The organism is Pseudomonas sp. WP18 (genome assembly GCF_036689585.1).
Lineage (GTDB): Bacteria > Pseudomonadota > Gammaproteobacteria > Pseudomonadales > Pseudomonadaceae > Aquipseudomonas > Aquipseudomonas chlororaphis_E.
Genome location: NZ_CP144758.1, coordinates 324,072 through 349,360, shown reverse-complemented (window position 1 = coordinate 349,360; position 25,289 = coordinate 324,072). Strand labels below are relative to the sequence as shown.

Below are 25,289 nucleotides of genomic sequence, written 5' to 3'. Positions count from 1 at the left end.
ATTTTTTCTCGATTACTCATCTCGGACAAGCCCTGCTACCCAATCAGCAAATGCGCTCACAGCCGGTGAAAGAAAGCGCTGATGCGGATATAGCAAGTGAACAGGAACTGAGGCAGGCTGCCAGTCAGCAAGCACTTCGACCAACCGCCCCTCCAGCAGGTGATCGCTGACCACGTTCTCAGCAAGCTGAATCAACCCGAAACCATCAAGGCTCATTTTGATGTAGAGCCCAGTCTCGTTGGCGGCGGCTCTACCGTTAACCGGGACTGAGATCTTTTCAGTACCGCGTGCAAATTGCATTTCGTCCGCTTGTCTTGCGCGGCCCGAAAAGTAATGGATGGCCTGGTGGTGCGACAAATCCTGTGGTGTTTGCGGAGTACCGTTTTCTTCGAGATAGGCGGCAGACGCACAGGTCACCCAGCGAAACCGGCCCAGTGGGCGCGCAACGAGCGTTGAGTTGCCTAGCTCACCTGTGCGAATAACGCAATCGACGCCCTCCTGAATCAAATCAACCTGCCGATCGTTGACGCCGATCATCAGGTAGATATCCGGGTAGCGCTTGTAAAAGTCGTGCAGGTTTGGCATGACGATGAAGTGTGCAATTCCGCCTGGCATATCGACCCGCAAACGCCCCTGAGGTCGTTTTACGGAATCCGTCAGGCTGGTCTCCGTGTGTTCGATCAGTTCAAGTATTTCCCGGCATTGCGCAAGATATCGAGCGCCCTCAGGCGTCAGGCTGACCCGCCGCGTGGTTCTGTTCAGTAGGCGCACCTGCAGGTATTTCTCTAGATTCTTAACGCTGCTGGTGACCGTCGAGGCTGGCAAAGCGAGCGTCTGCGCCGCTTGGATGAAGCTTGCTGCCTCAGCCACACGGACAAAGATCTGCATAGATTGAATACGATCCATGACTACTGGCAGCCTCAAAGAAGTGATAGGTAAAGAATTTACTATTCGTAAAATTTGAATAATAAAAACAGTTTTACCATCTTTTTCCCGCAGTATCGCCCTACGTACATTTCTTCCAACGAAATTTGAAGAGGTGTACTGAAATGTCTGAATACAACCGCAGCATCCTGCATGCCCCGGCCGATTCGGCCGCCCGCACACTTATCCGCGGGGCCACTGTACTTAGCATGGACGGCGACATCGGAAATCTGGCGCGCGGCGATATCCTTATCGAAGGCAGCACCATCTCGGCCATTGGTGAAAACCTTGAGGCCGGCGACGCTGTAGTGATTGACGCATCCGGGATGATTGCCATGCCCGGCATGGTCGACACGCACCGCCACTCCTGGGAGGGGCAACTACGGAGAATCAATCCGAACGCCGAAACCTTGGAGGATTACTGCAACGCGACCCACTTCTCGTTCGCCAAATACTATCGCCCAGCGGACATGTATATCGGCAACCTCCTGAGCGCGTTGGGCTGCATCGATGCCGGTATCACGACCCTGGTGGACAACTCGCATAACAGCCGCACCGGTGAGCACTCCGATGCAGCTATCGAAGCGCTGCTCGATGCAGGCATACGTGCCGTACACGCCTCGGGGGCGCCGGTTGCTGGTGAGTGGGACAAAGCCCACTGGCCGGGCAATCTGAAGCGCCTGCAGGAAAAATACATCAAGAACGGCGATAACCCGCTGCTCTCACTGGCGATGATGGCGCAGTTGGAACCTGAGCTGTGGGCTGAGGCCCGACGCCTAGGGCTTCCTATCATCACTGAGTTTTTTGGCGGAGACATGGCGGCAGAGTTGGAAGGATTGCATCACGAGGGGCTGCTCCGCTCCGACAACATCTTTAACCACTGTACCGCGCTGCCGGACTCAGGCTGGAAAATTCTTCGCGAGGCTGGCGTGCGGGTAAACGTATGCCCGCGTTCAGATGCCCACTACGGCATTGAGGATGGAATGTTCGCCATGCAGTCGGCCCAGCGCCACGGAATCAGCCCGGGGCTGAGTGTCGATAACGAAACCTCCTACAGCGGCGACATGTTCATGGAGATGCGGGTGGCGTTCTACCTGCAGCGCGTCATGGGCATGCACCAGCAGCGCTGCTGCGGCGAAGGCCATCGTCCGATGGTCACCCTGCCTGCCCATGGCCTGCTCAAAGCCGCGACTGTTGACGGTGCCACCTGCGCCGGCTTGCAGGACAAAGTCGGCAGCCTAGTTCCCGGCAAACAGGCGGATCTGATCCTTATCAACGCGCAGGACATCAACCTTTACCCGTCAGGCAACGCCTTCGGCACCGTGGTACATGCGGCCGAACGCAGTAATGTCGATACGGTCATGATTGGCGGGCGCATCGTCAAGCGGGGTGGCAAGTTACTGGGCGTAGACAGCGAGCTACTGCGTGCGGCAATCGACGAGTCCCGTGAGCATTTGTTTTCTGCAGCAGGCTACCAGCCGGACATCTTTGCCGAGACATTCCTGCCGCTTGAGTTAGCCAAGTAAGGAGGCTCGAGATGAACGTAACCTACTACCTGCTGGCCATTGCAGCAGGTCTTGGCATCACCCTGCAGACCACGCTGAATGGTCAGCTCGCTAAAGGTGTGGGGGGCGACTCCGTAGCGGCGGCGCTTTTCTCTTTCACTGCTGGCGCGGTCTGCCTGGGCATCTTTTCATTGATGCGTGGTGGGATAGCGGCCTCACTCGCGGCAATCCCTACCCAGCCCTTGTGGAGCCTGCTGGGCGGTCTGCTAGGTGCCGGTGCGTTGCTCAGCTATGTGGTGCTTGCGCCCAAAATCGGTCTGTCGGCACTGCTTGGCCTCGCTATCGCTGGGCAGATCATTTCGTCATTGGTTATCGATCACTTCGGATTGATGGGGGCATTGGAAAAGCCGGTGTCTCTCGTCAAGTTGGCTGGGGCAATAGTGATGCTCGCAGGCCTGGCCATTGCCCTGTTCGGTGATTGGTGGTCAGCGCCTTTATCCAACTGACTGCTTTGTTTACACCCATCCTGTTTCGTAGGACACCAACATGTTTAAAGCCCTAACCGACACCACCAGTCTTCTTGGCGAGTGCCCCGTATGGTGTGAAAGAACCGAACGCCTGTTCTGGACAGATATTCCCGGCTGCGAGTTGCGTGCCCTGGCCCCGGCAAGCGGTGAAGTGCAGCGCTGGTCGTTGCCCGAGTCTCTATGCTCATTTGCCCTCACGGCAGACGAAGACGTGCTGCTGATGGGATTGGTCGATGGCAAGGGAGCTCCAGACGGTTCTTGCATTGATGCGCAGGGTTTTCTCTGGAATGCGGAATGGGGCGGCAGCAGAGTGGTGCGCTACGCGCCTGACGGCAAAGTTGACCGCGTAATAGAGTCCCCCTGCGTACAAACCACTTGCCCGGTGTTTGCAGGCCCTCGTTATGAAACGCTTTACAGCACTAGCGCAAGGATAGGGCTGGTCAAGCCAACAGATTCGGATGGCACGCTGATGAAAGCCGAAGCTATTGTCGCTGTGGGACTTCCTGAAGAGCGATTTTCGGGGCGTCTGAACTGAATAGCAGGTTCTAGTCTGGCACATCGTTCTGAAGCGGGAGCAAGCTCCCTCGCCACGGAGCCGAGATTTTCAGCATTCGACTGCTCGTCGTTGGTGGCAATATCCACTTTTCGTACTGAAGCTCACTCGTTTCGACTGTCCGGGCTTTCCGTGATTCGGGACCGGGCTGACTTGAACAGCGCGATGGCGATGTCTTCAATGTCCGAAACCTGATGCAACTTGTCCAGCCATCGAGATGGAATACCCTGTTTCGAATAGAACGCACCGGCTATCTGGCCAACGATTGCAGCGGTGGTGTCGGCATCGTCACCCAGGTTGGCGGCTTGCAGCACTGCTGCCTCAAAGGAGTCAGTGGACCAGAAGCACCAGAGTGCGGCCTCGAGCGAGGCAATGCAGTACCCGGTTCCTCTGATCTGGTCACGGTGCTTGTGCTTGAAGCTGCCAGAAGCGAGTTCTTTGATTGCCGGCTCACAATACTGTGTCGGAGAAAGAGCAAGCACGTCGTCTTTCTTATGACCTGCCAATGCCTTGGAAACCACCTCTGCCAACAACTGACACGACTCGATTGCCTCGGGGGCGCCATGGGTTGTGCGGGAACTTTGCTTGGTGGCCCATGCCATCGAGCTCTGGTCCGGAAAGTAGAAAAGGATGACCGGCGCCAGGCGCATGATCGAACCGTTCCCGGCCGTTTCCGGATCAATGGAACCGGCGAACGGCTCCCCAGTTTCTTGAAAGGTCATTAACGCCCGTCTCACTGTCGTCCCGATATCGAAGCATTGCCCCGTCGCACTCCAGTAACCCCAATGCCACCAATTGAGATACCGCGTCATCTGGTCTCTGGCATCGAAGCCGTTCTTCGAGAGCAGGCTTTCAGCTAGACAAAGTGCCATCGAGGTGTCATCTGTCCACTGGCCGGGGGCCAAAGCGAAAGGTCCGCCGCCGACCATATCGGTGATGGGGCTCAAGGTGTCGCGGTCGCTAAATTCCAGGGTGGTGCCGACAGCATCGCCACAAGCCAGGCCTAGTAGGCATCCGATATAACGGTCCAGCAGATTGTTCTCTGGGGTCAATGGCTACCTCCGAAGCATTTCCAATATTCAGGAGTGTGCAGTATACGGCGGAGGTCGGCCTCCCCTTTGCCTCCTCACGTCTGTAAAAAGTCCAAAATAGCCTGGCTAGTCGCTTCCATCTTCTCCTCAAGCACCCAATGCCCGGTGTTTTGCAAGATCAAGGAGTGGGGGCGTGAAGTGATGTGCTGCACCTGCTCGGACAATGTCTTGCCCCTTGAATGGTCTCCGCCAATGGTGAGCACCGGGAGAGTCAGTTTATTTGCAGCGAAGGCCTGGTTGTCATTGGCGTCCTGCTCTATCCAGGCTGAGTAGAGCTTGAACGCCGCGTCCATGCGGCCGGAGCGAGAGTAGTCGCTCACCAGGGCCTCGCGTACTTCTGTCGGCACTTTATGGTTACCTGGGTAGACGAACTCATCGAAAAACATATCCAGGTAGATTTTTTCTTTGTCTTTAATCATTTTTGCAGCGGTGGCGCCATAGAAGCGGAAATGCCACTTGCTCGAAACTCCGGTTGAGGGGTTGCCGTTATAAGGGATCTCCCAGCCTGGAATGCCAGGGATGAATCCGTCCATCAAAATCATGTGTTTGGTTTCGGAGGGGTAAAGCGCACCGTAGGCGTAGGCGATGATCAATCCCATGTCATGACCGACAATATCAACCCGATTCAAATTCAAATATCTAAGCAGCTCGCGCAAATCCAGCGCCATGTTCTTTTTGTCATAACCCGTGGCCGCAATATCTGTTTCTCCAGCGCCCCGATAGTCAGGAACGACCGGGGTGTACCCCGCACGCAGTAGCCGTCCCATCAAGGGCTCCCAACTCCTCCAGCTCCCCGGAAAGCCATGTACCAGGAGCACCGGCTTCGCACCGTTGCCGCCGATCAGGTAGTGCATGCGAATGCCGTTCACATTCGCGTATTCGCTTCTGAACACTTCACCATCGATGACCATGTTGCACCCCTCCATGAATAGGGTCAGGCGTTTCAGCTAGCGTGGGCGTATCTGCGACAGTCTCGCCACTGTCAGGGCTGACAGGGGCGACGAGCGGATATCGGCAAACGCTGTCGTGGCCTGAAAGGCAAAGAAGCGTCAGTTGCTCCGACGGCCCGAGGACCGTCGGAGACTGAGATCATCGACGAGGTATGAAGTAGGAGACGTTACCGATCGTCATCAACCAGACATGGGTCTTACTGTCGGCAGGGGTATCGTTTCCAAACAAGAACATGGTGTACATAATCACTCCAGCCAGGGGGATAGGCCTCATACCGGAATGGGTAGAAGTTAGTCTGGCTAAGAGTATTTACAGCCGTGTGCAAAAAGTTGGAGTTAATTCCTTAACTTCAGGCAGATTATGTTCACTCTCGATGGCGGCTTCGGACCGATTGGGGCCTCGCCTGACCAAGCGCGCTCTCCCCAATGCAGCGTCCTCTCATCTAATCATTCCTCCCGCCGATAGCCTTTAATAACAGCCTCGTCTGGCCCTAGGCCCCGCTGGCGCTCGACTACACTTGCCCAGAAATCCCCGCTCCAGGAGCAGTTAGCGATGAAGATCCGCACCAAGGTCATAGGTTCGGGGTTGGTCAGTCTCTCTTTTGCGTTGTTGCTCGGCGGTATCGGTTTGTGGGGACATCACTCCATGACCGAGTCCCTGGCGGAGAACGAGACCAGTATTTCCGCCATGCGCAAGCACATGGAGGCGGACATGATGCATGACGCCATTCGTGCCGATGTGCTGGCCGCGTTGCTGGTGGCGCCGGGGGATGCGCAGGGGGCCAAGGAGGTCCTGGAAGGGTTTGACGAGCATTCGCAGCGGATGCGCAAGGTGATTGCCGAGAACGCCGAGGCGAACTTGCCCGCGGATATCGCCAAGGCGATCGTCGAGTTGAAACCCCAAGTCGATACCTACATCGATAAGGCCAAGCAGATCATCGGCAAGGTGCTGGGTGGTGCCCAGGATGTGCAAGCGTTGCGGACGGAGTTCAACGCCGCGTTTTCGGTGCTGGAGGAGCGCAACGAGGCCGTCAGCGAGCTGATCGAGAACCAGGCCCAGAACGCGCGTGAGCGTCAGGATGACAGTATTCAGTCTTCGGGCTACTGGCTGATCATGACCGTGCTGGCCACCTGCGTGGCGCTGGCGCTGCTGTCGTGGAACCTGCTAAAGGCGGTGCTGACGCCGCTGAACAAGATCATTCTCAACACCCAGGCGATTTCCCAAGGGGACTTGCAGCGCTCCATGGGCGCGCAAAGCAAGGATGAGCTCGGCCAGTTGCAAGGGGTGATCGAGCAGATGCAGATCAACCTGCGGCAGATGATCGCCACCATCCGCAACCAGAGCGACGAGCTGCACGGCACGTCACGGACCTTGGGCGATACGGCGCGGCAGATCGTCTCCAGCGCCGACCAACAGGCCCTGAGCGCCACCAGCATGGCCGCGAGCATGGAGCAGATGATGGCCAACATCAGCCAGATTCACCAACATGCCGACAGCGCGCGGACGATTTCGGCGCAGTCCGAACAACTGGCGAGCAGTGGCGGGCAGGTGATCCTGGGCGTGGTGGAAGGCATGAGCCGGATCGCCGAGGTGGTGAACCAGTCTTCCAGCAAGATCACCGCGCTGGATGCTTCATCCGAAGACATTCACTCCATCATCCAGGTGATCAAGAGCATTGCCGAGCAGACCAACCTGCTGGCGCTCAACGCCGCCATCGAAGCCGCCCGGGCCGGCGAGGCCGGGCGCGGCTTTGCGGTGGTGGCCGACGAAGTGCGTAACCTGGCGGCGCGCACCACCCAATCCACCCAGGAAATCACGGCGATGATCGAGCGCATCCAGTCCAGCGCCCGGGATGCCGTGGCGAACATGCAGGCGTGCGTGAGCCGCGTGGACGAGGGCGTGAACCTGGCACAACAGGCCGGGGTGTCCATCAGCGAGATCCGCACCGGCGCCCGGCATGCCGCCGAGGTGGTGGAAGAGATTTCCCAGACCATCGCCGAGCAATCCAAAGCCAGCGACGAGATGGCCCAGCGAGTGGAGTCGATTGCCGAGCAGTCCCGGGAAAACACCCGTTCGATCCACAACCTGACACAAACGGCAGATCAGTTGAACAACGCCGCGGGGTCGATGCAGTCTTCGGTGCAGCAGTTCAAGATCTGAGCATTCGCGGCCATCGCTGCATTTCATCCGGTTTCCCAGGGTTGGACATCGGAGCAATCAACCCGCTCATTGGGAGCGCGACGAAACAAGCGCAGGACGTTTCGTCGCACCAAGGGCACACCACCGTATTTATTGGCCTCGCCCACTATCATCCGGGCAAAAAACCCAAATCCTGCGTAAGCTTCTATCCATTGCCTGGCACAGGCTTGCCCTGCAAAACCGCGATAACCGTGGCAAGGTAGGCGGTGATCGCCGCAGGCACTGCCTGTCCCGGGCCGAGTGCACAACAATAGCGAGCCCACTTAAGCAGAGGGCATTACCTCATGGATAGCAGAACCCTACGCAACCTCATGCGCATCGTGCAGACCGGCTCGTTGTCGGCAGCGGCCGAACATTCGTGCCTCACGGTGCAGGCCCTGGCGGCGCAGTTGAACAAGGTCGAGGAGCAATTTGGCTTCCGCTTGTTCCGGCGCTCGAACAAGGGCCTGACGTTGACCAGCCAAGGCTCGGAACTCACCCCCTTCATGGATCAGGTACTGGTGGCCACGCGCCAGCTGGAGGAAAAGGTCGCGGCACTGAAAAAACCCCGGCAACGCACGCTGAAAGTGGCGCTGAATACCACCCTGCCGGCGGAATTCAACCGGCGGATGATCGACCGGTTGATCGCCGTGTTCCCCCAGTACCAACTGGAATTCAGCTACGCGGAGTCGATGGAGAACCTGAGCAAGCTCAAGAACGAGGATTTTGACCTGGCGATCCTGATCGGCGCGCAACAGAGCAGCTTCTCGACCATCGCCATGCCGGACGTGCAGGTGCGGGTGGTCGGCGCCCATTGTGGCGACGAAGACGACTCCCTTGGCTTGCTCGGCGACAAGTTTCAGGTGCGTCCGGCCGAAGAATGCCCCTATTCCCACAGTTTCCTGCGCTTTCTCGACGCGGGCCTGGGCGAATACGGGACGAGCCAGCGCATGGTCTACTCCTGCAGTGAAACACTGACCCTGTCGTTGATCACCCAGTTGGATGGGCTGGGGCTGGTGTCCCGGGAAGCGGCGCTGCGCAATGGCCTGGCGATTTTCCCGGACTTCGAGGATTTCCTCGAGGTGCGCCTGGCGGTGAACAATCCCGAGTTGTCTGGCCAGGCGCTGCATGACGTGGTCGACCTGACGCTACAGGAACGAACCGAGCGCGATGTACGCCGCCGTGCCCACCGCCACACTGAGAAACAGGTTGCGGCTGAAGTACGCACATAACAGCGTCGGAATCGCGGCGTAGAACTCCGGGCGGTCGAGTTGTATCTGCTGATCCTTGATCAACAGCGGGGTGAGGCTGATGGCAGCGACGATCGCCACCGGCAGGTACTCAAGGGCACGGGCGATGAACGGTGGCCAGTGCTCGGTATTGACCTGCAACGGCAGTGCGCGCGGCAGGAAGGTCACGGCCATCATCAGCGCCACGACCAGGATCAGGAACGTTTGGTCAGGCATACGCCCACCCCGCAGCCAACGAACGTGGCAATGAAGACATTGAACGGCGAACTGCCCAGCAGGCTCAGCACGCCCATGCAGGCCACGGCGGCCAGGGCAGCGATCAGCTTGTTACGGGTGTTGCACAGCGAGACCAGGACGTAGAGCATCATCGCGGTCAGGGCATAGTCGAGCTGGTACTTGATCAGATGCGCCGCGTACTGCGCGCACACGGCTCCCAACAGGCCGCCCAACACCCAGGAGGTGTGGCAAAACAGGTTGAAGCCAATCAGGTAGCGCAAGCTGACCGGCGCCCCGCTGCCCAGCTTGACGCTGTGGAAGGCGAACGATTCGTCCGTCAGCCCCGCCGCGTAGCACCAGCGCTCGAAACGGCTCAGCCCCAGCGCACGCAACGCCTTGGCCATGTACACCGACATCAGCATGTGCCGGGCGTTGATCAGGAAGGTGGTGAGCACGATGGTGGTGAGTGACGCACCGCTGGAAATCAGGGCCAACGCGGCAAATTGCGACGCGCCAGCGTAGACGAACAGGCACATCGCCACCGGCAGCCACAAGGGTAAGCCGGCGTTGACCGCCATCAGACCGAACACAAACGAAACCGTAAAATAACCCGCTACCACCGGACTGGCTTCAGCAAAGGTACGCGAGGCTTGTGGTTCGACCGCCAGCGGCTGGCTGGAAGTCTTGTTCATAAATCCCTCTCGAAGGTGATCTCGCCCCGGGGTTCGCAAAAACCCTGGGCCGCCCAGAAACGCTTGCCGGCCAGATTAGCATCGTCGACAAAAAGGAACATGCGCAGCACGCCGACCCGCTTCATGTCGGCCGAAGCCGCTTCCACCAGGCGCTGGCCCAGGCCCTTGGTGCGATGCAACGGGCTGACCGCCAGGTGATTGATCGTGCCACGGGTGCCCAGCATGCCGCCGATCACCGCGCCCACGACCTCGCCGGCCGTATCGACGGCCAGGTACGCGGTGGTGGTTTCCTGCAGCAATACCCCCCGCAGGAACCGGGCATCCTGCCATTCGCAGAACGACACTTCATCGAACCCGCGAAAAAACCGCTCCATTCGTTCGGCATCCCTGACCATGGCCCGGCGCAACAGGACCTGCTGCGCCGGATCCTCCATGGGTTCCAGCCATTCAGCGAACAATGTCGAAAGCGGTCCCGGGCCGCGAGAAGGAAATCGCCAGGATCTGCCGGTAGGCCATTTCATGGCTGTGGACGTTACGGGCCGGGGTCACGTAATGGCGCATGTCGCGATCGAGGAAGAACGTCGTGTCGAGGATGTCCTCGTAGGTCGTCGCCGCCAGTTGTTCTTGCTGGGCGGTGTACAGACGGCTTTCGGCGCCCGCTACATTGTTCCGGCCCCAGAAGTGCACGCCGCTGAACGGATAGCCGTCGCAGTGGATGCCTTCGGGGGTGATTTCCAGTTGCTTGCCCGGCTTGATCTCGATGCGGATCTGATGGATCTGGCATTGCCAGATTTCATCGTGCAGCTCCGGGGGCAGGACGTTCTTGTACACCTCGAAGTCCGTGTCGATCAGGCTGCGCATCACCGGCGAGTTGATGACTTCATTGGAGAAGTCCTGGAAATGCCGCTCCAAGCCGCCGACGTAGCTGTTGTTGGCCTTGGACTGGATATAAGCCCGGTGCTCGAGCTGCTTGAGCTCGCGGGTGGTGGGGTTGTATTCAAAGTCACTGTAGCGGCGAAAACGCATGCCTGACTCGGCCTGGCCGTAGTAGCTGTCGGGCTCCATGTTTTCCCAGCTTTTGGTCAGCCGGACAAAATCGCCGAAATGACCGTAGAGGTTGAAGTCGCCACCGCGAACATTGACGTATTTGTCACGTCTTAGCGCTTCGCCCACTTCCCTGTTCAGAACGATCATTTTTCATAGGTCTCCACTGCATTGAGCGGCCTAATCTAGTAGGTGCAGGATTTACGTCCATGAGAAAGAATTTGAGGCATTTCAAGCCGTGCTTGAAACGAAGGCAGAAATGAAATTAGTAGGACTTTTTCTCGGGTAAAAAGCGCTTTTAAAGGGTTTTTTTAACCCGATCCCACCCAAAAACACCCGAACCCGACAATGGGCTTACCCATAAAAATGACGAGGGAGCGTGCTCCCGCCTGCCTGCACGACGCCCCAGACGGGGTGGTGATGCAAATCGGCGGGAACACGCTCCCTCGCCACGCTACGGGCCCAGGTATCAGGCCCTTGTCACGCCATCAGAAGACGTTGATCGGGTAATCCACGAACACCCGCAGCTCGTTGCCGCTGACGTTGTATTCGCTGGACTTCTGCGACACGCGCAGCACCGAGCTGCGCAAGCGCACGCTCAGGTCCTTGGCCGGGCCACTTTGGACCACGTACTTGAACTGGTTGAAGATCTCGCGCTCGGTGCCGCCTTCGCTGGTGGACGTGGTGATGTTGTCGCCACGCACGTAGGCGACGTTGTAGCTCAGGCCCGGTACACCGAAGGTGGTGAAGTCCAGGCCGTAGCCCAACTGCCAGCTGCGTTCGTCTTCGGCGTTGAAGTCGGACCAGTAGGAGTTCGCCAGGTAGATGGTATTGCCGCCGTCGCCCACGCGGTTCTGGCCGCGCTGGTAGCCGCCATAGGCGTAGCCGAGGTTGCTGTCGCCGGTGCTGCGCTGGTGAGCGAGGGTGAAGCTGTGCGGGCCAGTGGCGAAAGTGGCGGCCAGGCTCCAGATCTTGTTGTCATCGCCCGTGACGTTGTTTTCACGCACGTAGCTGTTGTCCAACTTGGTGCGGTAACCGTTGAAGTCCAGGGTCAGGGACTGATCCTTGGCCAGCGGGAACACGTAGTTGGCGTTCACGTACTGCTTCTTCAACACGTCCTCGACGTCCGAGGCGTAGAGCGATGCCTTGAACTGTTCGGTGAACTGATAGCTGCCGCCCAAGACGTTGATCGACTTCAAGCCGCCACTGTCGCGGCCTTCGGCGCTCTTGCGCGACTCGGCGGTGAAACGGCCGGCATTGAGTTCCAGGCCTTTGATCTCCTTGGAGGTGATCAATGTACCGGTGTAGCTTTCCGGCAGCAGGCGCCCGTTGTCGTAGCTCAGCACCGGCAGGGCCGGCATCTGGTCGCCGTAGGCCAGCACGGTGTTGGAGACGCGGAATTTGACCGCGGCACCGAACTTGGACAGGTCATCGGCGGCGTTGCCGCTGTCGCCCTGCTTGAAGAAGTCGATGCCCTGTGCGCCGCTGCGCCCCTTGCCGCCGTCCAGGCGCAAGGCGTACAGGCCGAATGCATCGACGCCGACTCCCACGGTGCCCTGGGTGAAACCGGACGAGAACGTACCGATGACCCCTTGGCCCCATTCGGCCTTGTCCTGGTTGCCGTTCTTATAGTCGCGGTTGATGTAGGCGTTGCGCAGCAGCACTTTCAGGCTGCTGTCTTCGACGAACCCCTTGGACTCGGCCTGGTCGTTGGCCATGGCCTGCGTCGTGCTCAAAATCCCCAGTGCGATCAAACCGATGCGCGTGTTCAACATGATTATTTTCCTTGTATGGGTTGATACGCACTGCGACCGGCAGCCGAAACGGCGCTTTTTGCGCTCTTTTTCGGACTCTTGCTCCTGAAATAATGAAAAGGCCCGCCCACGCGTCAACGTGTCGGGCCTTTTTATTATTTAAGAGTCATGGCTGTTAGCCACAGGCGTGGGGCGAATCCTAGTCGCGCCCTCGACAACGTGTCAATTTCGTGAATCGTCTGTCATTAGGCAAAAAATGTCTAAGAACCACTCAAGGTGAACAGCCGTCCAGACCGCAGACCAGTGCCGAAGTCGCCGACTGGGCTGGCACGGTTTGCTTGAGCCACTGGCCAAAGGCCTCGGGCTTGCCGAGCCAGGGGCTGGTGTCGATCACCGTGAAGCGGCCCTCCTGCTCCAGGGCGAAGGTCGGGAACCCCTGGCCACCGACCTGGGCGAGCAAGGCTCGGCTGGCCTCGATATGCCCTTGCACATCGACGTCATGAAACGCCGCCTCGAACGCCTGCGCGGCCAGCCCCATGGATTGAGCGAGCGCCAGCAGCACAGTCTCATCGGCAATGCGCAAGCCTTCGACGTAGTGGGCGGTTTGCAGCCGTCCGAGCAGTTCCAGGCCGCGGCCTTCCAGCTGTTGCGCGGCGAGAATGGCGGCGGTCGGCGGGGCGGAATCGAACACCGCGCTGCTGTCGCGTAGCAAGCCTTCGAAATAGGCCTCGCCAAACGGTTGCCCGGTGTACTCGGCGATGCGTCGGTCATGGGGCATCACATAATTGCGCAACTGCGGCGAGACCCGCTGGCGATTGGCACCGGTCATCATCCCGCCGCCATGGGCGATCACCGGCAGCACGGCCTGGGCCGCCTGCACCAGCGGCTTGGCGCCGTAACACCAGCCGCACAACGGGTCGTAAAGGTAATGAAGGGTGGTCATGGCAACTCCGCGCAACGGGTGGTTTCAATGACCGCAGCGTAATCTGGACCGCCTCGCGGAAAAACGCCGAAACGGCTTTCAGTGTGTTTCACGAATCGGTCGAATCCCCCCATCCACTGATACCTGTGGTGGGGTAAAAAACGGCGGGCACAAAAAAAGCGCTGCCATCCCGGCCAGCGCTTTTTATCAATCCTTCGAATTCTATCCTTGCATGACATCCCACAGCGCTTGCAGCTCGGCCTCGCTGAAAAGCCCGGCCGGGTAGCGCTCCACGATCATTCGGCGTGGATCAGGTTCCCTGACCTGACGCGTTCCGTTGGACTTCAACCACTGCGCCAACGCTTGAAGCGACTCACCATTGACGGCCAAGGGATGGCATGTGCGCTCGCTTATCATATTCATTCCAGCGCCCTCTCCTGGTTGATGAGCGGCCAATTTATCCAAGGTTTATGACAAAACAACTCAGTTCTCTCCCCAGAACTGCGAGAGCACTGATACAAGAGGTATGCCAATGTATCCGCGGTGCCAATAAACAGGCACAAAAAAGCCCGCGCCCCCAATCGGGCCGCGGGCTTGCCGGGATGGATCCAAAAGCGCCGGTCTAGAGCCGGCGCGGTGGATGTCACCGCGCTGTTACATCGCCACTCATTTTGTCCGCGCAGCGGGCTGTTGTTGGGTAAGGCAATGAATATTCCCGCCCCCCAGTAACAGTTCGCGCCCTGGCACCATGACAACTTCGTGCTGCGGAAACAGCTTCTGCAGGAGCTCCCGGGCCGGGGCATCCTGCGGATCGTCAAAACTCGGCGCAATGATGCCGCCGTTGACGATCAGGAAGTTCACGTAGGAACCGGCCAGCCGCACCGTCGGGTTGCGTTCCTGGGAGCCTTGCGCCGCGTCCACGCCAGCGCACTCTTCTTCGGTGGCATACAGCGGGCCAGGGATCGGCATCTTGTGCACGATGAACGGGCGCCCCTTGGCGTCCGTGCTGTCTTGCAGCACATTCATGGCGGCGTGGCAGCGGCTGTAGTTCGGGTCCTGCGGGTCGTCGGTCCAGGCGAGCAACACTTCGCCGGGGCGCACGTAGCAGCAGAAGTTATCCACATGGCCGTCGGTCTCGTCGTTGAACAAGCCGTCGGGCAGCCAGATGATCTTGTCCACAGCCAGTTGCGCACTGAGCACCGCCTCGATTTCCTCGCGGCTCAAGTGCGGGTTGCGATTGCGGTTGAGCAGGCATTCCTCGGTGGTGATCAACGTGCCTTCGCCATCGACGTGGATCGAACCGCCTTCCAGGACAAACCCTTCGGTGCGATAGCGCGGGCTGCGTTCGATCTCCAGGACCTTGCTGGCCACTTGCGCGTCACGGTTCCACGGCGCGTACAGGCCACCGTCGAAGCCGCCCCAGGCGTTGAAGTCCCAGTCGACGCCGCGCACTTCACCGCTGTCGTTGATGACGAACGTCGGGCCGGTATCGCGAATCCAGGCATCGTCGCTGGACATTTCCACCAGGCGGATATTCGGCACGTCGAGGCGCGCCCGGGCATTTTCGTACTGGGCCGCGGATACCGCCACGGTCACCGGCTCGAAACGGGCGATCGCCTTGGCCACCGCGATGTGAGCCGCCTGTGCGGGCTTGCCGCCCAGGCGCCAGTTGTCCGGGCGCTCGGGCCAGATCATCCAGACCTGGGTCTGGGTCGCCCACTCGGCCGGCATGTGGAAACCATCCGCGCGAGGCGTGCTGTGCAAAGTTGTCATGAATCAGGACTCCGCTGAGTCATCGAGGGCAATGGGGGACTTTATAGACGATAAAAATCGGCTTTAAAAGCGTAAGCCATCTGAAATATCAAAATAAACGCAACTCAATGTCGACAAAAATCGATAAATAACTGAAAACCCCATGGGAGCGAGCCGGCTCGCAAAAGCGCTGCCTTCGCGAGCGGGCTCGCGCCCACAAGGGTTACCGGCGTACTCGCCTAGAGCCCTTCATCCAGCACCTTCTCCAGCATGTCGACGAAGAAATCCACGCTCTGACGGGTGGTCACCATGGGCGGCTTGATCTTGAGGATATTCAAGTAGTCGCCGGTCGGTTGCATGAAGATTCCCAACTCGCGCAGGCGGTTGCACAGCGCCGTGGTTTCTTCGGTGGCCGGTTCCAGGGTGGCGCGGTTGCGGATCAGTTCCACGCCCAGGTAGAACCCCGAGCCGTGCACCGCGCCGACCAACGGATAGCGCTCGATCAAGGCTTCGAGGCGCGCCTTGAAATGCCCGCCGACCATCCGTGCGTTTTCCCAGAGGTCTTCCTCTTCCATCACGTCCAGGACGGCCATGCCGATGCGGCAACTGACAGGGCTGCCGCCGGCGGATGAGAAGAAATAACCCTCGACCTCCAACGCCTCGGCGATTTCCCGGCGGGTGATGACCGCGCCCAGCGGCTGGCCGTTCCCCATGCCCTTGGCCATGGTGATGATGTCGGGCACCACGCCCTGCTCTTCGAAGCCCCAGAAAAACTCGCCCATGCGCCCATAGCCGACCTGCACCTCGTCAGCGATGCACACCCCGCCGCGCTCGCGCACCAACTCGTAGACGCGCTTCAGGTAGCCGGGCGGAAGGGCAATGCCGCCGGCGTTCCCGTAGACCGGCTCACAGATGAAACCGGCCAATTGGCGCCGGCTTTCGGCGATTTTCGCCAGGTTGTGCTCGACGCTGCGTACGTAGTCCGGCGCACTGTCAGGGCCCCGGAACTCACCGCGATAGGTGTTCGGCGCGGTGACCGGGTGCACCCAGTCCGGGCGGCTGCTCAAGGCCTGGGGGTTGTCGGCGATGGACGTCGACACCGCATCGGCCGCCACCGACCAGCCGTGATAGGCCTCCAGCACGCTGAGCATGTCGCGCCCGCCGCTGTAGGCCCAAGCCAGGCGGATCGCCAGGTCATTGGCCTCGGTACCGCTGTTGACCAGGAACACCCGGTCCATGTTCGAGGGCGCCAACGCCAGCAGGCGCTCGGAAAACTCGGCAATCGCCGCATAGTGAAAGCGCGAGTTGGTGTTGAGCAGCGACCACTGCCGCGCGGCCTCCGCCGCCATGCGTGGGTGACCGTGCCCCAGCACCGCGACGTTGTTGAGCATGTCGAGGTAGGAACGCCCCTGCATGTCGATCAAGTGGTTGCGCCAGCCGCGCTCGATGCGCGGTGGGTCGACGTAATAATGCTTTTGCGAACGGGCGAAGCTGGCGTCCCGGCGAGCCAGCAGTGCTTCGGGATCGATCTCCGGCTCGGCATCGCAAGCCAGCCCCAGCAGCGCCGCCGGCGAAGGACACAACGCCTGCCAGGCCGCCGCCCTGGAGGGCGTGCAGAACAGCGGTGGATTCAACCCGGCGCCCCGACACAACTGCACCCGCAACGGTCCGCTCACCTCGCCCAGCACCTGGCCCTTGACCAGCGCCGCGCCGGCATGCAGCGGCGAGGTCACGCCCCACAGCCGCAGGCTCAACGATGCACCGTCCAATTGCAGGAGGCCGTCGGCGCCGAGGTGCACGACCCCGGCGAACGGCGATTCTAGCGACGAGCCCTGCGGGACATTCAGCTCCACGTGCAACGGATACGTATCCGGCTCGACGGCGCTGTCGGGCCGCGTGCGGGACAACCGATACTGGCCGTAGCGGCTGGCAGCCAGCCCATGAACAGCGGCAGCCTCGCTCAACAGGCGCTGGTCGATGCCCGGTTGCTCCCAGTTGCCCGCCTCGAAATGCGGGCTCAGCACGCCCAGGTCGATCAGCGCGAATTCACGCCCCACCAGGGTCGGCAGCAACGGCGCAAAGCCTTCGCTGGCGATGGGCGCCAGGTTGTGGCCAACGGCGCTGAGAATCGCCGCCTCCATCAGGTCGAGGGGCACCGAGTGGGCGACGCGGAAAATTTCCCACTCATGGGCCAGGTTGTCGCGGCTGTATTGGTTACCCGGATCGATGGCGACCTGCTGTTCACCACTGAGCACCAGGACGGCTGCTCGCGAGACGATCAACGGCCACAACGCCAACAGTTCTTCGCGCTGCAACGGGTTGACCGCGTGATAAGCCTGGATCGCTGGCAGGATGAAAAACGGATCGCCATCGGCGTGGTGCAGCAGGGCCGCACAGGTCACCGACAGGTCCGTGATGCGCCAGGTGCGGACCAGGTCGCCAAAGTCGATGACGCCCTGCAATTGCCACTGGCGCTGGGCATCCCGCTGCCAGACCACGTTGTCATCGGTAATATCCATGTGGATCGCCTGCACCGGCAGGCTGGCCTTGAGCGGTTGCAAGCGACGCTCGGCCTGTTGCGCGATGTCGGCAATCAGGCTGCGCTGCGCGTCATCCTGGATCACCGGCAACAGGTGTTCGATCAGCGTGTGGGCGTGGCGGGCGTCCCATTGCAGGGTGCGCTCCAGGCCGGCGTGGTCGAACGTGGCCAGGGCCTGGTCGATCTGTGCACACAAACGCCCCAGCCCTTTCACCAAGCCGGGCTCCAGGTGCTTGAACTGCGTCAGTGGCTGGCCGTCGATGTATTCCAGCAACCGGACATGCACCCCTTGCCCCTCGACGTCGAGCGTCAGGAGGTCCTGGCCATTGTTGGCGGCAATCACCTGCGGCACTTTCACCGCGCCGTGGTCGGCCAGATGCCTGAGCGCCGCGTGTTGGGCCTCAAGCTCCCGCACCGCGTAGTCACCGTGGCAGATCTTCAGCACGAACCGCCCGTGCCCGGTGTCGACGCGGTAATTGAGGTCTTGCTGGCTGCCAAGGGGTCGCAGGTCACCGCTGAGTCCATAATTTGCGCGCAACAGCACCGACACTTGTGCGGCGCTGATCTGTGGGCTTGGCAAACTGGCACGGTGAACCAACGTAGCGAGCGGCATACAACAACCCCTTAGGTGGTTTTATCGGATGCCTATCACGCCACTGAGTCGGGGGATAAGCAACCCCTATCGCATTTGAAGCGACGGCGCTCCCAGGCCCCGAGAGCCCCTCACGACTGGCGCCCGCTCCAGGCGAATGTCCGGGGGAGCGCGACGTAGCGCGTTGCAACAGTGTCTTGCTGGACAACCGTAGGCATAATGCGCTTGTCCCCACAGGCGCCTGATGCTCATGAACTCCACCCTTCCCCGCAGACCCCGTTGGCGCAGCCTGGCCTTGCTTGCGCTGTGCCTGGCGCCGTTGTTGTGGCCGCTGGAGCATCTGGCCGAGCGTTATTACCGCAGCGAACTGGCCGGGCAGAACCGCCAGACCCTGGACCTCTACGTCGCCAACCTGCTGGGCACCCTGCACCGCTACGAGGTACTGCCGCAGATCCTCGCCGACCTGCCGGCGTTGCGCGCCGCGCTGTCGGCCCCGGACGACGGGGTCACCCAAGGCAATGCCAACCGGCTGCTGAAAAACATCAGCACCCAGACCGGCGCCGAAGTCATGTACCTGATGGACGCCAACGGCAAGACCCTGGCGGCTTCGAACTGGGATAAGCACGACAGCTTCGTCGGCCGCAACTTCGCGTTCCGCCCGTACTACATCGAGGCCATGGCCGGACGCCTGGGGCGCTTCTTCGGCCTGGGCACCACCTCGGCCAAGCGCGGTTACTTCTTCGCCGCCGCGGTGCGCGATCGCGAAAAAGTCATTGGCGTGCTGGTGGTCAAGGTCGACCTGGACCACACCGAAAGCCTGTGGGGCAAAACCCCGGAACAACTCTTGGTTACCGATCACAACGGCGTGGTCATTCTCACGTCGCGGCAAGACTGGCGCTTTCGCGCGACGCGTCCCTTGAGCGAGGACGAACGCAAGGCCATCAGCGCCGTGCAGCCCTATCCGACCCGCGATCCCAAACCACTGAACCTGGATGACAACGCCTGGCTGACCCAGACCCAGTCCATCGAGGAGACGGGCTGGAGCGTGAGCATCCTCGCCCCGCGCACGTTGATCGACCGACCGGTGCGCACAGTGCTCACGATCGGCGGTGCGGCGCTGCTGGTGTTGATGCTGCTGCTTGGGCTGATGATGCAGCGTCGGCGCCATTATCTGGACCGGATCGCCTTCGAAGCCAAGGCGCGTCACCAACTGGAAGGTCGGGTCGCCGAGCGCACCAGCGACCTGGAAGGCCTGAACCGGCGGCTCAAGCAGGAAGTGCTGGAGCGCGAGCAGGCCCAGCAGGAGCTGGTGCGGGCCCAGGATGACCTGGTGCAGGCCGGCAAATTGTCGGCCCTGGGCACCATGTCGGCGAGCATCAGCCACGAACTCAACCAACCGCTGGCGGCGATCCGCAGCTACGCCGAAAACGCCGAGATCCTGCTCGACCACCAGCGCACCGACGACGCCCGGGGCAACCTCAAGCTGATCAGCGAGCTGACCGGGCGCATGGCCTCGATCATCGCGCACCTGCGCGCGTTCGCCCGCCGCGACCGCCACGCCCCGGAAAGCGTTGCCTTGCAGCCGGCGCTGGACGACGCGCTGGCGCTGCTCGCCAAGCGCCGCCGCAGCATGGAGGTGGAGTTGATTCGCGACTTGCCGGCCGCGACGCTCTGGGTCGAGGCCGGGGAAACCCGCCTGCGCCAGGTCCTGGGCAACCTGTTGGCCAACGCTCTCGACGCCCTCACCGAGAAAGGCCCGCCGCGCAAACTTTGGCTCAGTGCACAGGCCACCGAAACCGGCGTCAACCTGTACATCCGCGATAACGGCCCGGGGTTCTGCATGGAAGCCCTGGGCCGCGCCGGCGAACCCTTCTATACCACCAAGACCCGGACCCAGGGCCTTGGCCTGGGGCTGGCAATCTGCGACACCTTGATGCGCGCCTTCGGGGGCGAACTGTCGTTCGCCAACCACAAGGAGGGCGGCGCCTTGATCACCCTGAAGCTGCGCGCCGGCGCGCCCGGAGTGAGCCTGCAACCGTCCGAGGACCGTAGTGTATGACCATCGATAACCGGATTGAGGTGGTGCTGATCGACGACGATCCCCACCTGCGCCAGGCCTTGAGCCAGACCCTCGACCTGGCCGGACTGAAGATTTTGCCCCTGGCCGAGGCCAAGGGCGTGGCCGGGCAATTGCCCCGTGATTGGCCTGGCGTGGTGGTCAGCGATATCCGCATGCCGGGCATGGACGGCCTCGAACTGCTGAGCGAGCTGCACGCCCAGGATCCGGAGCTGCCGGTGCTGCTGATCACCGGCCACGGCGACGTGCCGCTGGCGGTGCAGGCGATGCGTGCCGGGGCCTACGACTTCCTGGAGAAACCCTTCGCCAGCGACCACCTGCTCGACAGCGTGCGCCGTGCCCTGTCCTTGCGTCGGCTGGTACTGGAAAACCGTAGCCTGCGCCTGGCCCTGAGCGATCGGCACGAGCTCAGCGCCCGGCTGGTGGGCCAGTCGACGCCCATATTGCGCCTGCGCGAACAGATCGGCGCATTGGCGGCCACCCGCGCCGACGTGCTGATCCTGGGTGAAACCGGCGCCGGCAAGGAAGTGGTCGCCCGCGCTCTGCACGACCTCTCGGCACGCCGCAACGGCCCCTTCGTGGCGATCAACGCCGGAGCCCTGGCCGAATCGGTGGTGGAGAGCGAATTGTTCGGCCACGAGCCCGGCGCGTTCACCGGCGCGCAGAAACGCCGCATCGGCAAGTTTGAATTCGCCAACGGCGGCACGCTGTTTCTCGACGAAATCGAAAGCATGAGCCTGGACGTCCAGGTCAAGCTGCTGCGCCTGCTGCAAGAACGCATGGTGGAGCGGTTGGGGGGCAATCAGCAGATCCCGCTGGATATCCGCGTTATCGCCGCCACCAAGGAAGACCTGCGCCAAGCCGCTGACCAGGGACGTTTTCGCGCCGACCTGTACTACCGCTTGAACGTCGCGCCGCTGCGCATTCCACCGCTGCGCGAGCGAGGCGAAGATGCCCTGGTGCTGTTCCAGCACTTTGCCAACGAGGCCAGCGCCCGCCACGGCCTGCCGCCCCACGAATTGCAGCCGGCGCAGCGGGCGCTGCTGCTGCGTCACAGTTGGCCAGGCAACGTGCGCGAACTGCAGAACGCCGCCGAACGCTTTGCCCTGGGCCTGGAACTGGCCCTGGACAACAGCGCGCCGGACGGCAGTCCCGGCGAACCGGTCGCGATGGTCAGTGGCGGCTTGAGCGAACAGGTGGAAAACTTCGAGAAGACCCTGATCGCCGCCGAGCTGGCGCGTCCCCACAGCTCGGTCCGCAGCCTCGCCGAAGCCCTGGGCATCCCGCGCAAGACCTTGCACGACAAGCTGCGCAAGCACGGGTTGAGCTTCGGCGACACTAGCCACGGCGCCGCCGACGAAGCCGATTGAGACATCGGCGTTACCGCCACCTTCCTGTCCCGCCAGAGGCCCCTCGATGAACCGCGACACGCGTTACCTGGAATCGATTCTGCACCACGACATCCCGCTGACACGGGACATGGGCCTGGAAGTCGTCGATTGGCAGGCCCGGCAACTGCGGTTGTTCCTGCCACTGGACGCCAACGTCAATCACAAGAGCACCATGTTCGGCGGCAGCCTGTATTGCGGCGCGGTGCTCGGCGGCTGGGGCTGGCTGCACCTGGCCCTGCGCGAGGAAGGCATCGAGGACGGGCATATCGTGATCCAGGAAGGGCAGATCAGCTATCCGCTGCCGGTCACCGGCGATGCGAGCGTGATTTGCGACGCGCCGCAGGAAAACACCTGGAAACGCTTCCTCGCCACCTACCGCCGCCATGGCCGGGCGCGCATCGCCTTGCAGACGCGGGTGCTGAACACCGCGAGCAAGGACCCGGCGGTGCAGTTCGAGGGGCAGTACGTGTTGCATCGCTGACTTTGGCACCCTGCAACCCTGTGGTGAGGGGATTTATCCCCGTTGGGGCGCGAAGCGGCCCTGCTTTTTGGGACTGCTGCGCAGTCCAACGGGGATAAATCCCCTCGCCACAAAGAATGGAAGCGGCTAGGAACGCGCCAACTCCAACAATTTAGCCCGCCAGGCCGCCTTTGCCGGCAACGCCAGGAACGATGCATTGAGCAGCGACTCCCGCGGTGGGTAGCAGAACGGCTCGCCACTCAAGTCCAGCACCTCGCCACCGGCACCTTCCAGTACACCCTGGGCGGCGGCGGTGTCCCATTGAGAGGTCGGCGCCAGGCGTGGATAGCAATCCGCCGCGCCTTCGGCCACCAGGCAGAACTTCAACGAACTGCCGATGCTGGTCAATTGCAACTCACCCAGGCTGGCACTCAGGCCTTGCAACAGGCGCTCCTGCTCCGGACTGCTATGGCGACGACTGGCGACCACGGTAAAGGCCTCGCCCGGCGCCAGCGAGTTGCGCACCGCGACAGGCACGGGGTCATCGCCCTTGTCGCCGCGCCAGGCCCCGAGGCCCGCGCCACCTGCGTAGTAGCGGCCGGTGGTGGGCATCGACACCACGCCAAACACCACACGCCCTTGCTCAACCAGGGCGATGTTGACGGTGAACTCCTCGCTACCGGAAATGAATTCCTTGGTGCCATCCAGCGGGTCCACCAGCCACCAGCGTTGCCAACCGGCGCGCACATCCTGGGCGATATTGGCGTCCTCCTCGGACAAGATCGCAATGTCCGGGGCCAACGCCGCCAGCCCGGCGACGATCACATCGTGGGCAGCCATGTCGGCGGCGGTCACCGGCGACTCGTCGGCCTTCTGGGTGACTTGCACGTCAGCGCGCCAGAACGGCAGGATCGCCTCGCCGGCCTTGAGCGCCAGCGCCACCACGGGAGCCATCAGGGGATGAGGGAAATTCATGACAAAAAGGCTCCGCGTTGGGTCAGCAGGTCACGGGCCAGGTACAGCGCCGCCAGGGCACGCCCCTCGGTGAATTGCGGGTTTTGCGCCAGGGCCGAGAGTTCATGCAGGTTGACCTTGTCCACGCGCATCGGCTCGGGCTCATCGCCCTCCAGCCGTTCTTCGTACAGGTCGGTCGCCAACACCACCTGGATCTTCTGGCTCATGTAGCCCGGCGACAGCGACAGTTCGGTCAGGTGTTCCAACTGACGCGCGCCAAAGCCAGCCTCTTCCTTGAGCTCGCGCTCGGCCGCCGCCAGCACGTCCTCACCCGGCTCGATCAAGCCCTTGGGCAGGGACAGCTCATAGGCATCGGTGCCACCGCAATACTCTTCCACCAACACCGCATGGTCGGCGTCGAGCATCGCCACGATCATCACCGCGCCGTAACCCGCACCCTTGCTCGCCAGGCGTTCGTAGGTGCGCTCCACGCCGTTGGAAAAACGCAGCTTCAGCTCTTCCACACAGAACAGACGGCTGGTGGCGACGATGCGGCGATCGAGTATGGTGGGTTTCTGGCGCATATACGGCTCCCTGGGCGATAGCGGGCTACTATACCCGGCCTATTCTGATTGTTTGTGTCGGATATCCGATTACCGCTGGAGAAGTTTTATGGCCTTGCTGCCCTGGCACGAGATCGACACGGTGCTGCTGGACATGGACGGCACCTTGCTGGACCTGCATTACGACAACCATTTCTGGATGGAACACCTGCCCCAGCGCTACGCCGAACTGCACGGTGTGAGCCGGGCGATGGCCGAGATGGAGCTGCAACCGCTGTTCGAGCGCAACGCTGGCCAGTTGCAGTGGTATTGCCTGGATTTCTGGAGTACCGAGCTGAAATTGCCGGTGCGCGAATTGAAGCTGGAAACCGCTCACCTGATAGCCTTGCGTCCGGACGCCGATACCTTCCTGGCGGCCATCAAGCAGGCGGGCAAGCGGGTGGTGATGATCACCAATGCCCACCGCGACTCGCTGTCCCTGAAGTTGGAACGCATCGAGTTGGCGCCCTACTTCGAGCGCCTGATCAGCTCACACGACTACGGCTTCCCCAAGGAAAACCGGCAATTTTGGGACGCCTTGCAAGCCGACCTGAACTTCGACCCGGCCCGCAGCCTGTTCATCGACGACACCTTGCCGGTGCTGCGAAGCGCCCGGGATTTCGGCGTGGCGCACCTGCTGGCCGTCAGCGAACCGGACAGCCGCAAAGGGCCGAAGGACACGGGTGAATTCGCGGCGTTGGTGGATTACCGAACGCTCATCGAAGGGCTCTGACGCGATCAATGTGGCGAGGGCGCTTGCTCCCGCTGGACCGGGCTGGCGCTCCAATGCGCAGCGCTCTCCAAAAATGCGACTGCTACGCAGCCGAGCGGGAGCAAGCGCCCTCGCCACAGGTATCGGTTACTCAGGAATACGCAACACCTGCCCCGGATAGATCTTGTCCGGGTGCGACAGCAGCGGTTTGTTGGCTTCGAAGATCTTGTTGTACTTGTTCGCATCCCCGTACTCGGCCTTGGCGATCGCACTGAGGGTGTCACCTTTTTTCACCGTGACGAAACGTGCCGCCTGGGCCACCGGACCGGTAACGGTGATCTGGTCGTCGACACTGCCGACACCGGCGATATTGCCCACCGCCAACAGGATTTTTTCCTTCTCTTCCTGGCTTGCCACTTCACCGGTGACGGTGACGGTATCGCCTTCGATGGTGGCATGCACATTCGGATTACCGAGACCGACCTTGTTGATGTGTTCTTTCAACTGCTCGCTCGCATCAGCATTGCCAGGCGTCAGCAGGTCGATCAGCTTTTCACCTGCTTCCTTCACAAAGCTAAAAAGACTCATGGCACACGCTCCTTG

At 61.3% G+C, this 25,289-nt stretch carries 24 protein-coding genes; 9 read left to right on the top strand and 15 right to left on the bottom strand.

What is annotated here, in order from left to right:
- Positions 1–12 precede the first annotated feature (12 nt).
- Positions 13–906, bottom strand: coding sequence for a LysR family transcriptional regulator (locus V5F23_RS01475; protein ID WP_123578533.1), 894 nt, complete (start codon positions 904–906; stop codon positions 13–15).
- A gap of 143 nt (positions 907–1,049) precedes the next feature.
- On the opposite strand from V5F23_RS01475, the gene V5F23_RS01470 reads away from it, so the two are divergent.
- The 3 genes from V5F23_RS01470 to V5F23_RS01460 are packed head-to-tail and all read left to right on the top strand — an operon-like array spanning position 1,050 to position 3,491.
- A complete protein-coding gene (locus V5F23_RS01470; protein WP_123578532.1) occupies positions 1,050–2,450 on the top strand; it encodes an amidohydrolase family protein in 1,401 nt (466 codons plus the stop codon).
- Between the two features lie 11 nt (positions 2,451–2,461).
- Complete coding sequence (locus tag V5F23_RS01465) at positions 2,462–2,935, top strand: DMT family transporter (RefSeq protein WP_212803268.1); 474 nt, start codon at positions 2,462–2,464, stop codon at positions 2,933–2,935.
- 40 nt (positions 2,936–2,975) lie between these two features.
- Positions 2,976–3,491 (top strand): SMP-30/gluconolactonase/LRE family protein, encoded by a 516-nt coding sequence (locus V5F23_RS01460; protein WP_123578530.1) that lies wholly within the window; start codon positions 2,976–2,978, stop codon positions 3,489–3,491.
- Between the two features lie 122 nt (positions 3,492–3,613).
- On the opposite strand, the gene V5F23_RS01455 is transcribed toward V5F23_RS01460, so the two are convergent.
- Positions 3,614–4,561, bottom strand: a complete 948-nt coding sequence (locus V5F23_RS01455) for an ADP-ribosylglycohydrolase family protein (RefSeq protein WP_042730243.1) — start codon at positions 4,559–4,561, stop codon at positions 3,614–3,616.
- Between the two features lie 74 nt (positions 4,562–4,635).
- Positions 4,636–5,511 carry an alpha/beta hydrolase gene (locus V5F23_RS01450; protein ID WP_237614159.1) on the bottom strand — a complete coding sequence of 292 codons (876 nt, stop codon included), beginning with the start codon at positions 5,509–5,511 and terminating at the stop codon, positions 4,636–4,638.
- A 592-nt stretch (positions 5,512–6,103) separates the two neighbouring features.
- Between V5F23_RS01450 and V5F23_RS01445 the strand changes: the two genes are divergently transcribed.
- Complete coding sequence (locus V5F23_RS01445) at positions 6,104–7,711, top strand: methyl-accepting chemotaxis protein (RefSeq protein ID WP_338497349.1); 1,608 nt, start codon at positions 6,104–6,106, stop codon at positions 7,709–7,711.
- Positions 7,712–8,034: 323 nt separating this feature from the next.
- Positions 8,035–8,961, top strand: a complete 927-nt coding sequence (locus tag V5F23_RS01440) for a LysR family transcriptional regulator (protein WP_042730489.1) — start codon at positions 8,035–8,037, stop codon at positions 8,959–8,961.
- On the opposite strand, the gene V5F23_RS01435 is transcribed toward V5F23_RS01440, so the two are convergent.
- The 9 genes from V5F23_RS01435 to V5F23_RS01395 all read right to left on the bottom strand — a co-directional run bounded on the left by V5F23_RS01435 (position 8,878) and on the right by V5F23_RS01395 (position 18,511).
- Positions 8,878–9,195, bottom strand: a complete 318-nt coding sequence (locus tag V5F23_RS01435; RefSeq protein WP_042730488.1) for an AzlD domain-containing protein — start codon at positions 9,193–9,195, stop codon at positions 8,878–8,880. The two genes, V5F23_RS01440 and V5F23_RS01435, sit on opposite strands and share 84 nt — an antisense overlap.
- Positions 9,174–9,887 carry an AzlC family ABC transporter permease gene (locus V5F23_RS01430; protein WP_042730487.1) on the bottom strand — a complete coding sequence of 238 codons (714 nt, stop codon included), beginning with the start codon at positions 9,885–9,887 and terminating at the stop codon, positions 9,174–9,176. The genes V5F23_RS01435 and V5F23_RS01430 overlap by 22 nt, the downstream gene beginning before the upstream one ends.
- Positions 9,884–10,321 (bottom strand): GNAT family N-acetyltransferase, encoded by a 438-nt coding sequence (locus V5F23_RS01425; protein ID WP_172679742.1) that lies wholly within the window; start codon positions 10,319–10,321, stop codon positions 9,884–9,886. The genes V5F23_RS01430 and V5F23_RS01425 overlap by 4 nt, the downstream gene beginning before the upstream one ends.
- 13 nt (positions 10,322–10,334) lie before the next feature.
- Complete coding sequence (locus V5F23_RS01420) at positions 10,335–11,081, bottom strand: 2OG-Fe dioxygenase family protein (protein WP_042730486.1); 747 nt, start codon at positions 11,079–11,081, stop codon at positions 10,335–10,337.
- Positions 11,082–11,419: 338 nt separating this feature from the next.
- Positions 11,420–12,706: an OprD family porin gene (locus V5F23_RS01415; RefSeq protein WP_053148739.1), complete on the bottom strand. Its 1,287-nt coding sequence runs from the start codon at positions 12,704–12,706 to the stop codon at positions 11,420–11,422.
- 250 nt (positions 12,707–12,956) lie between these two features.
- Complete coding sequence (locus V5F23_RS01410; protein ID WP_338497347.1) at positions 12,957–13,628, bottom strand: DsbA family protein; 672 nt, start codon at positions 13,626–13,628, stop codon at positions 12,957–12,959.
- A 201-nt stretch (positions 13,629–13,829) separates the two neighbouring features.
- The gene (locus tag V5F23_RS01405; protein ID WP_047736193.1) at positions 13,830–14,030 is read right to left on the bottom strand and encodes a hypothetical protein; all 201 of its coding nucleotides are present in this window, start codon (positions 14,028–14,030) and stop codon (positions 13,830–13,832) included.
- 243 nt (positions 14,031–14,273) lie between these two features.
- On the bottom strand, positions 14,274–15,380 hold the full coding sequence (gene aguA / locus V5F23_RS01400) for an agmatine deiminase (protein WP_047736194.1): 1,107 nt from the start codon (positions 15,378–15,380) through the stop codon (positions 14,274–14,276).
- Positions 15,381–15,598: 218 nt separating this feature from the next.
- Entirely contained in the window at positions 15,599–18,511 is a 2,913-nt protein-coding gene (locus tag V5F23_RS01395; RefSeq protein WP_338497344.1) for an aminotransferase, read from the bottom strand.
- Positions 18,512–18,740: 229 nt separating this feature from the next.
- Between V5F23_RS01395 and V5F23_RS01390 the strand changes: the two genes are divergently transcribed.
- Genes V5F23_RS01390 through V5F23_RS01380 form a run of 3 tightly spaced genes read left to right on the top strand, consistent with a single transcriptional unit; the run spans position 18,741 to position 22,439 of the window.
- Entirely contained in the window at positions 18,741–20,549 is a 1,809-nt protein-coding gene (locus tag V5F23_RS01390) for a cache domain-containing protein (protein ID WP_042730491.1), read from the top strand.
- The gene (locus tag V5F23_RS01385; RefSeq protein WP_047736196.1) at positions 20,546–21,937 is read left to right on the top strand and encodes a sigma-54 dependent transcriptional regulator; all 1,392 of its coding nucleotides are present in this window, start codon (positions 20,546–20,548) and stop codon (positions 21,935–21,937) included. The genes V5F23_RS01390 and V5F23_RS01385 overlap by 4 nt, the downstream gene beginning before the upstream one ends.
- Before the next feature lie 46 nt (positions 21,938–21,983).
- Positions 21,984–22,439, top strand: a complete 456-nt coding sequence (locus tag V5F23_RS01380) for a YiiD C-terminal domain-containing protein (protein ID WP_123578524.1) — start codon at positions 21,984–21,986, stop codon at positions 22,437–22,439.
- Positions 22,440–22,565: 126 nt separating this feature from the next.
- On the opposite strand, the gene cysQ is transcribed toward V5F23_RS01380, so the two are convergent.
- Positions 22,566–23,393, bottom strand: a complete 828-nt coding sequence (gene cysQ, locus V5F23_RS01375) for a 3'(2'),5'-bisphosphate nucleotidase CysQ (protein WP_212803264.1) — start codon at positions 23,391–23,393, stop codon at positions 22,566–22,568.
- Positions 23,390–23,956: an ADP compounds hydrolase NudE gene (gene nudE / locus V5F23_RS01370; protein WP_212803263.1), complete on the bottom strand. Its 567-nt coding sequence runs from the start codon at positions 23,954–23,956 to the stop codon at positions 23,390–23,392. The genes cysQ and nudE overlap by 4 nt, the downstream gene beginning before the upstream one ends.
- Before the next feature lie 88 nt (positions 23,957–24,044).
- On the opposite strand from nudE, the gene yrfG reads away from it, so the two are divergent.
- The gene (yrfG, locus tag V5F23_RS01365) at positions 24,045–24,707 is read left to right on the top strand and encodes a GMP/IMP nucleotidase (protein WP_042729435.1); all 663 of its coding nucleotides are present in this window, start codon (positions 24,045–24,047) and stop codon (positions 24,705–24,707) included.
- Between the two features lie 126 nt (positions 24,708–24,833).
- On the opposite strand, the gene lysM is transcribed toward yrfG, so the two are convergent.
- Positions 24,834–25,274 carry a peptidoglycan-binding protein LysM gene (lysM, locus tag V5F23_RS01360; protein ID WP_047736200.1) on the bottom strand — a complete coding sequence of 147 codons (441 nt, stop codon included), beginning with the start codon at positions 25,272–25,274 and terminating at the stop codon, positions 24,834–24,836.
- Between the last annotated feature and the right edge of the window lie 15 nt (positions 25,275–25,289).

What these genes read in the sequence shown, in the direction of transcription:
- V5F23_RS01475 (WP_123578533.1), bottom strand. Translation starts at nt 906, where the DNA reads ATGGATCGTATTCAATCTATGCAGATCTTTGTCCGTGTGGCTGAGGCA.
- V5F23_RS01470 (WP_123578532.1), top strand. Translation starts at nt 1,050, where the DNA reads ATGTCTGAATACAACCGCAGCATCCTGCATGCCCCGGCCGATTCGGCC.
- V5F23_RS01465 (WP_212803268.1), top strand. Translation starts at nt 2,462, where the DNA reads ATGAACGTAACCTACTACCTGCTGGCCATTGCAGCAGGTCTTGGCATC.
- V5F23_RS01460 (WP_123578530.1), top strand. Translation starts at nt 2,976, where the DNA reads ATGTTTAAAGCCCTAACCGACACCACCAGTCTTCTTGGCGAGTGCCCC.
- V5F23_RS01450 (WP_237614159.1), bottom strand. Translation starts at nt 5,511, where the DNA reads ATGGTCATCGATGGTGAAGTGTTCAGAAGCGAATACGCGAATGTGAAC.
- V5F23_RS01445 (WP_338497349.1), top strand. Translation starts at nt 6,104, where the DNA reads ATGAAGATCCGCACCAAGGTCATAGGTTCGGGGTTGGTCAGTCTCTCT.
- V5F23_RS01440 (WP_042730489.1), top strand. Translation starts at nt 8,035, where the DNA reads ATGGATAGCAGAACCCTACGCAACCTCATGCGCATCGTGCAGACCGGC.
- V5F23_RS01435 (WP_042730488.1), bottom strand. Translation starts at nt 9,195, where the DNA reads ATGCCTGACCAAACGTTCCTGATCCTGGTCGTGGCGCTGATGATGGCC.
- V5F23_RS01430 (WP_042730487.1), bottom strand. Translation starts at nt 9,887, where the DNA reads ATGAACAAGACTTCCAGCCAGCCGCTGGCGGTCGAACCACAAGCCTCG.
- V5F23_RS01425 (WP_172679742.1), bottom strand. Translation starts at nt 10,321, where the DNA reads ATGGAGGATCCGGCGCAGCAGGTCCTGTTGCGCCGGGCCATGGTCAGG.
- V5F23_RS01420 (WP_042730486.1), bottom strand. Translation starts at nt 11,081, where the DNA reads ATGATCGTTCTGAACAGGGAAGTGGGCGAAGCGCTAAGACGTGACAAA.
- V5F23_RS01415 (WP_053148739.1), bottom strand. Translation starts at nt 12,706, where the DNA reads ATGTTGAACACGCGCATCGGTTTGATCGCACTGGGGATTTTGAGCACG.
- V5F23_RS01410 (WP_338497347.1), bottom strand. Translation starts at nt 13,628, where the DNA reads ATGACCACCCTTCATTACCTTTACGACCCGTTGTGCGGCTGGTGTTAC.
- V5F23_RS01405 (WP_047736193.1), bottom strand. Translation starts at nt 14,030, where the DNA reads ATGAATATGATAAGCGAGCGCACATGCCATCCCTTGGCCGTCAATGGT.
- aguA (WP_047736194.1), bottom strand. Translation starts at nt 15,380, where the DNA reads ATGACAACTTTGCACAGCACGCCTCGCGCGGATGGTTTCCACATGCCG.
- V5F23_RS01395 (WP_338497344.1), bottom strand. Translation starts at nt 18,511, where the DNA reads ATGCCGCTCGCTACGTTGGTTCACCGTGCCAGTTTGCCAAGCCCACAG.
- V5F23_RS01390 (WP_042730491.1), top strand. Translation starts at nt 18,741, where the DNA reads ATGAACTCCACCCTTCCCCGCAGACCCCGTTGGCGCAGCCTGGCCTTG.
- V5F23_RS01385 (WP_047736196.1), top strand. Translation starts at nt 20,546, where the DNA reads ATGACCATCGATAACCGGATTGAGGTGGTGCTGATCGACGACGATCCC.
- V5F23_RS01380 (WP_123578524.1), top strand. Translation starts at nt 21,984, where the DNA reads ATGAACCGCGACACGCGTTACCTGGAATCGATTCTGCACCACGACATC.
- cysQ (WP_212803264.1), bottom strand. Translation starts at nt 23,393, where the DNA reads ATGAATTTCCCTCATCCCCTGATGGCTCCCGTGGTGGCGCTGGCGCTC.
- nudE (WP_212803263.1), bottom strand. Translation starts at nt 23,956, where the DNA reads ATGCGCCAGAAACCCACCATACTCGATCGCCGCATCGTCGCCACCAGC.
- yrfG (WP_042729435.1), top strand. Translation starts at nt 24,045, where the DNA reads ATGGCCTTGCTGCCCTGGCACGAGATCGACACGGTGCTGCTGGACATG.
- lysM (WP_047736200.1), bottom strand. Translation starts at nt 25,274, where the DNA reads ATGAGTCTTTTTAGCTTTGTGAAGGAAGCAGGTGAAAAGCTGATCGAC.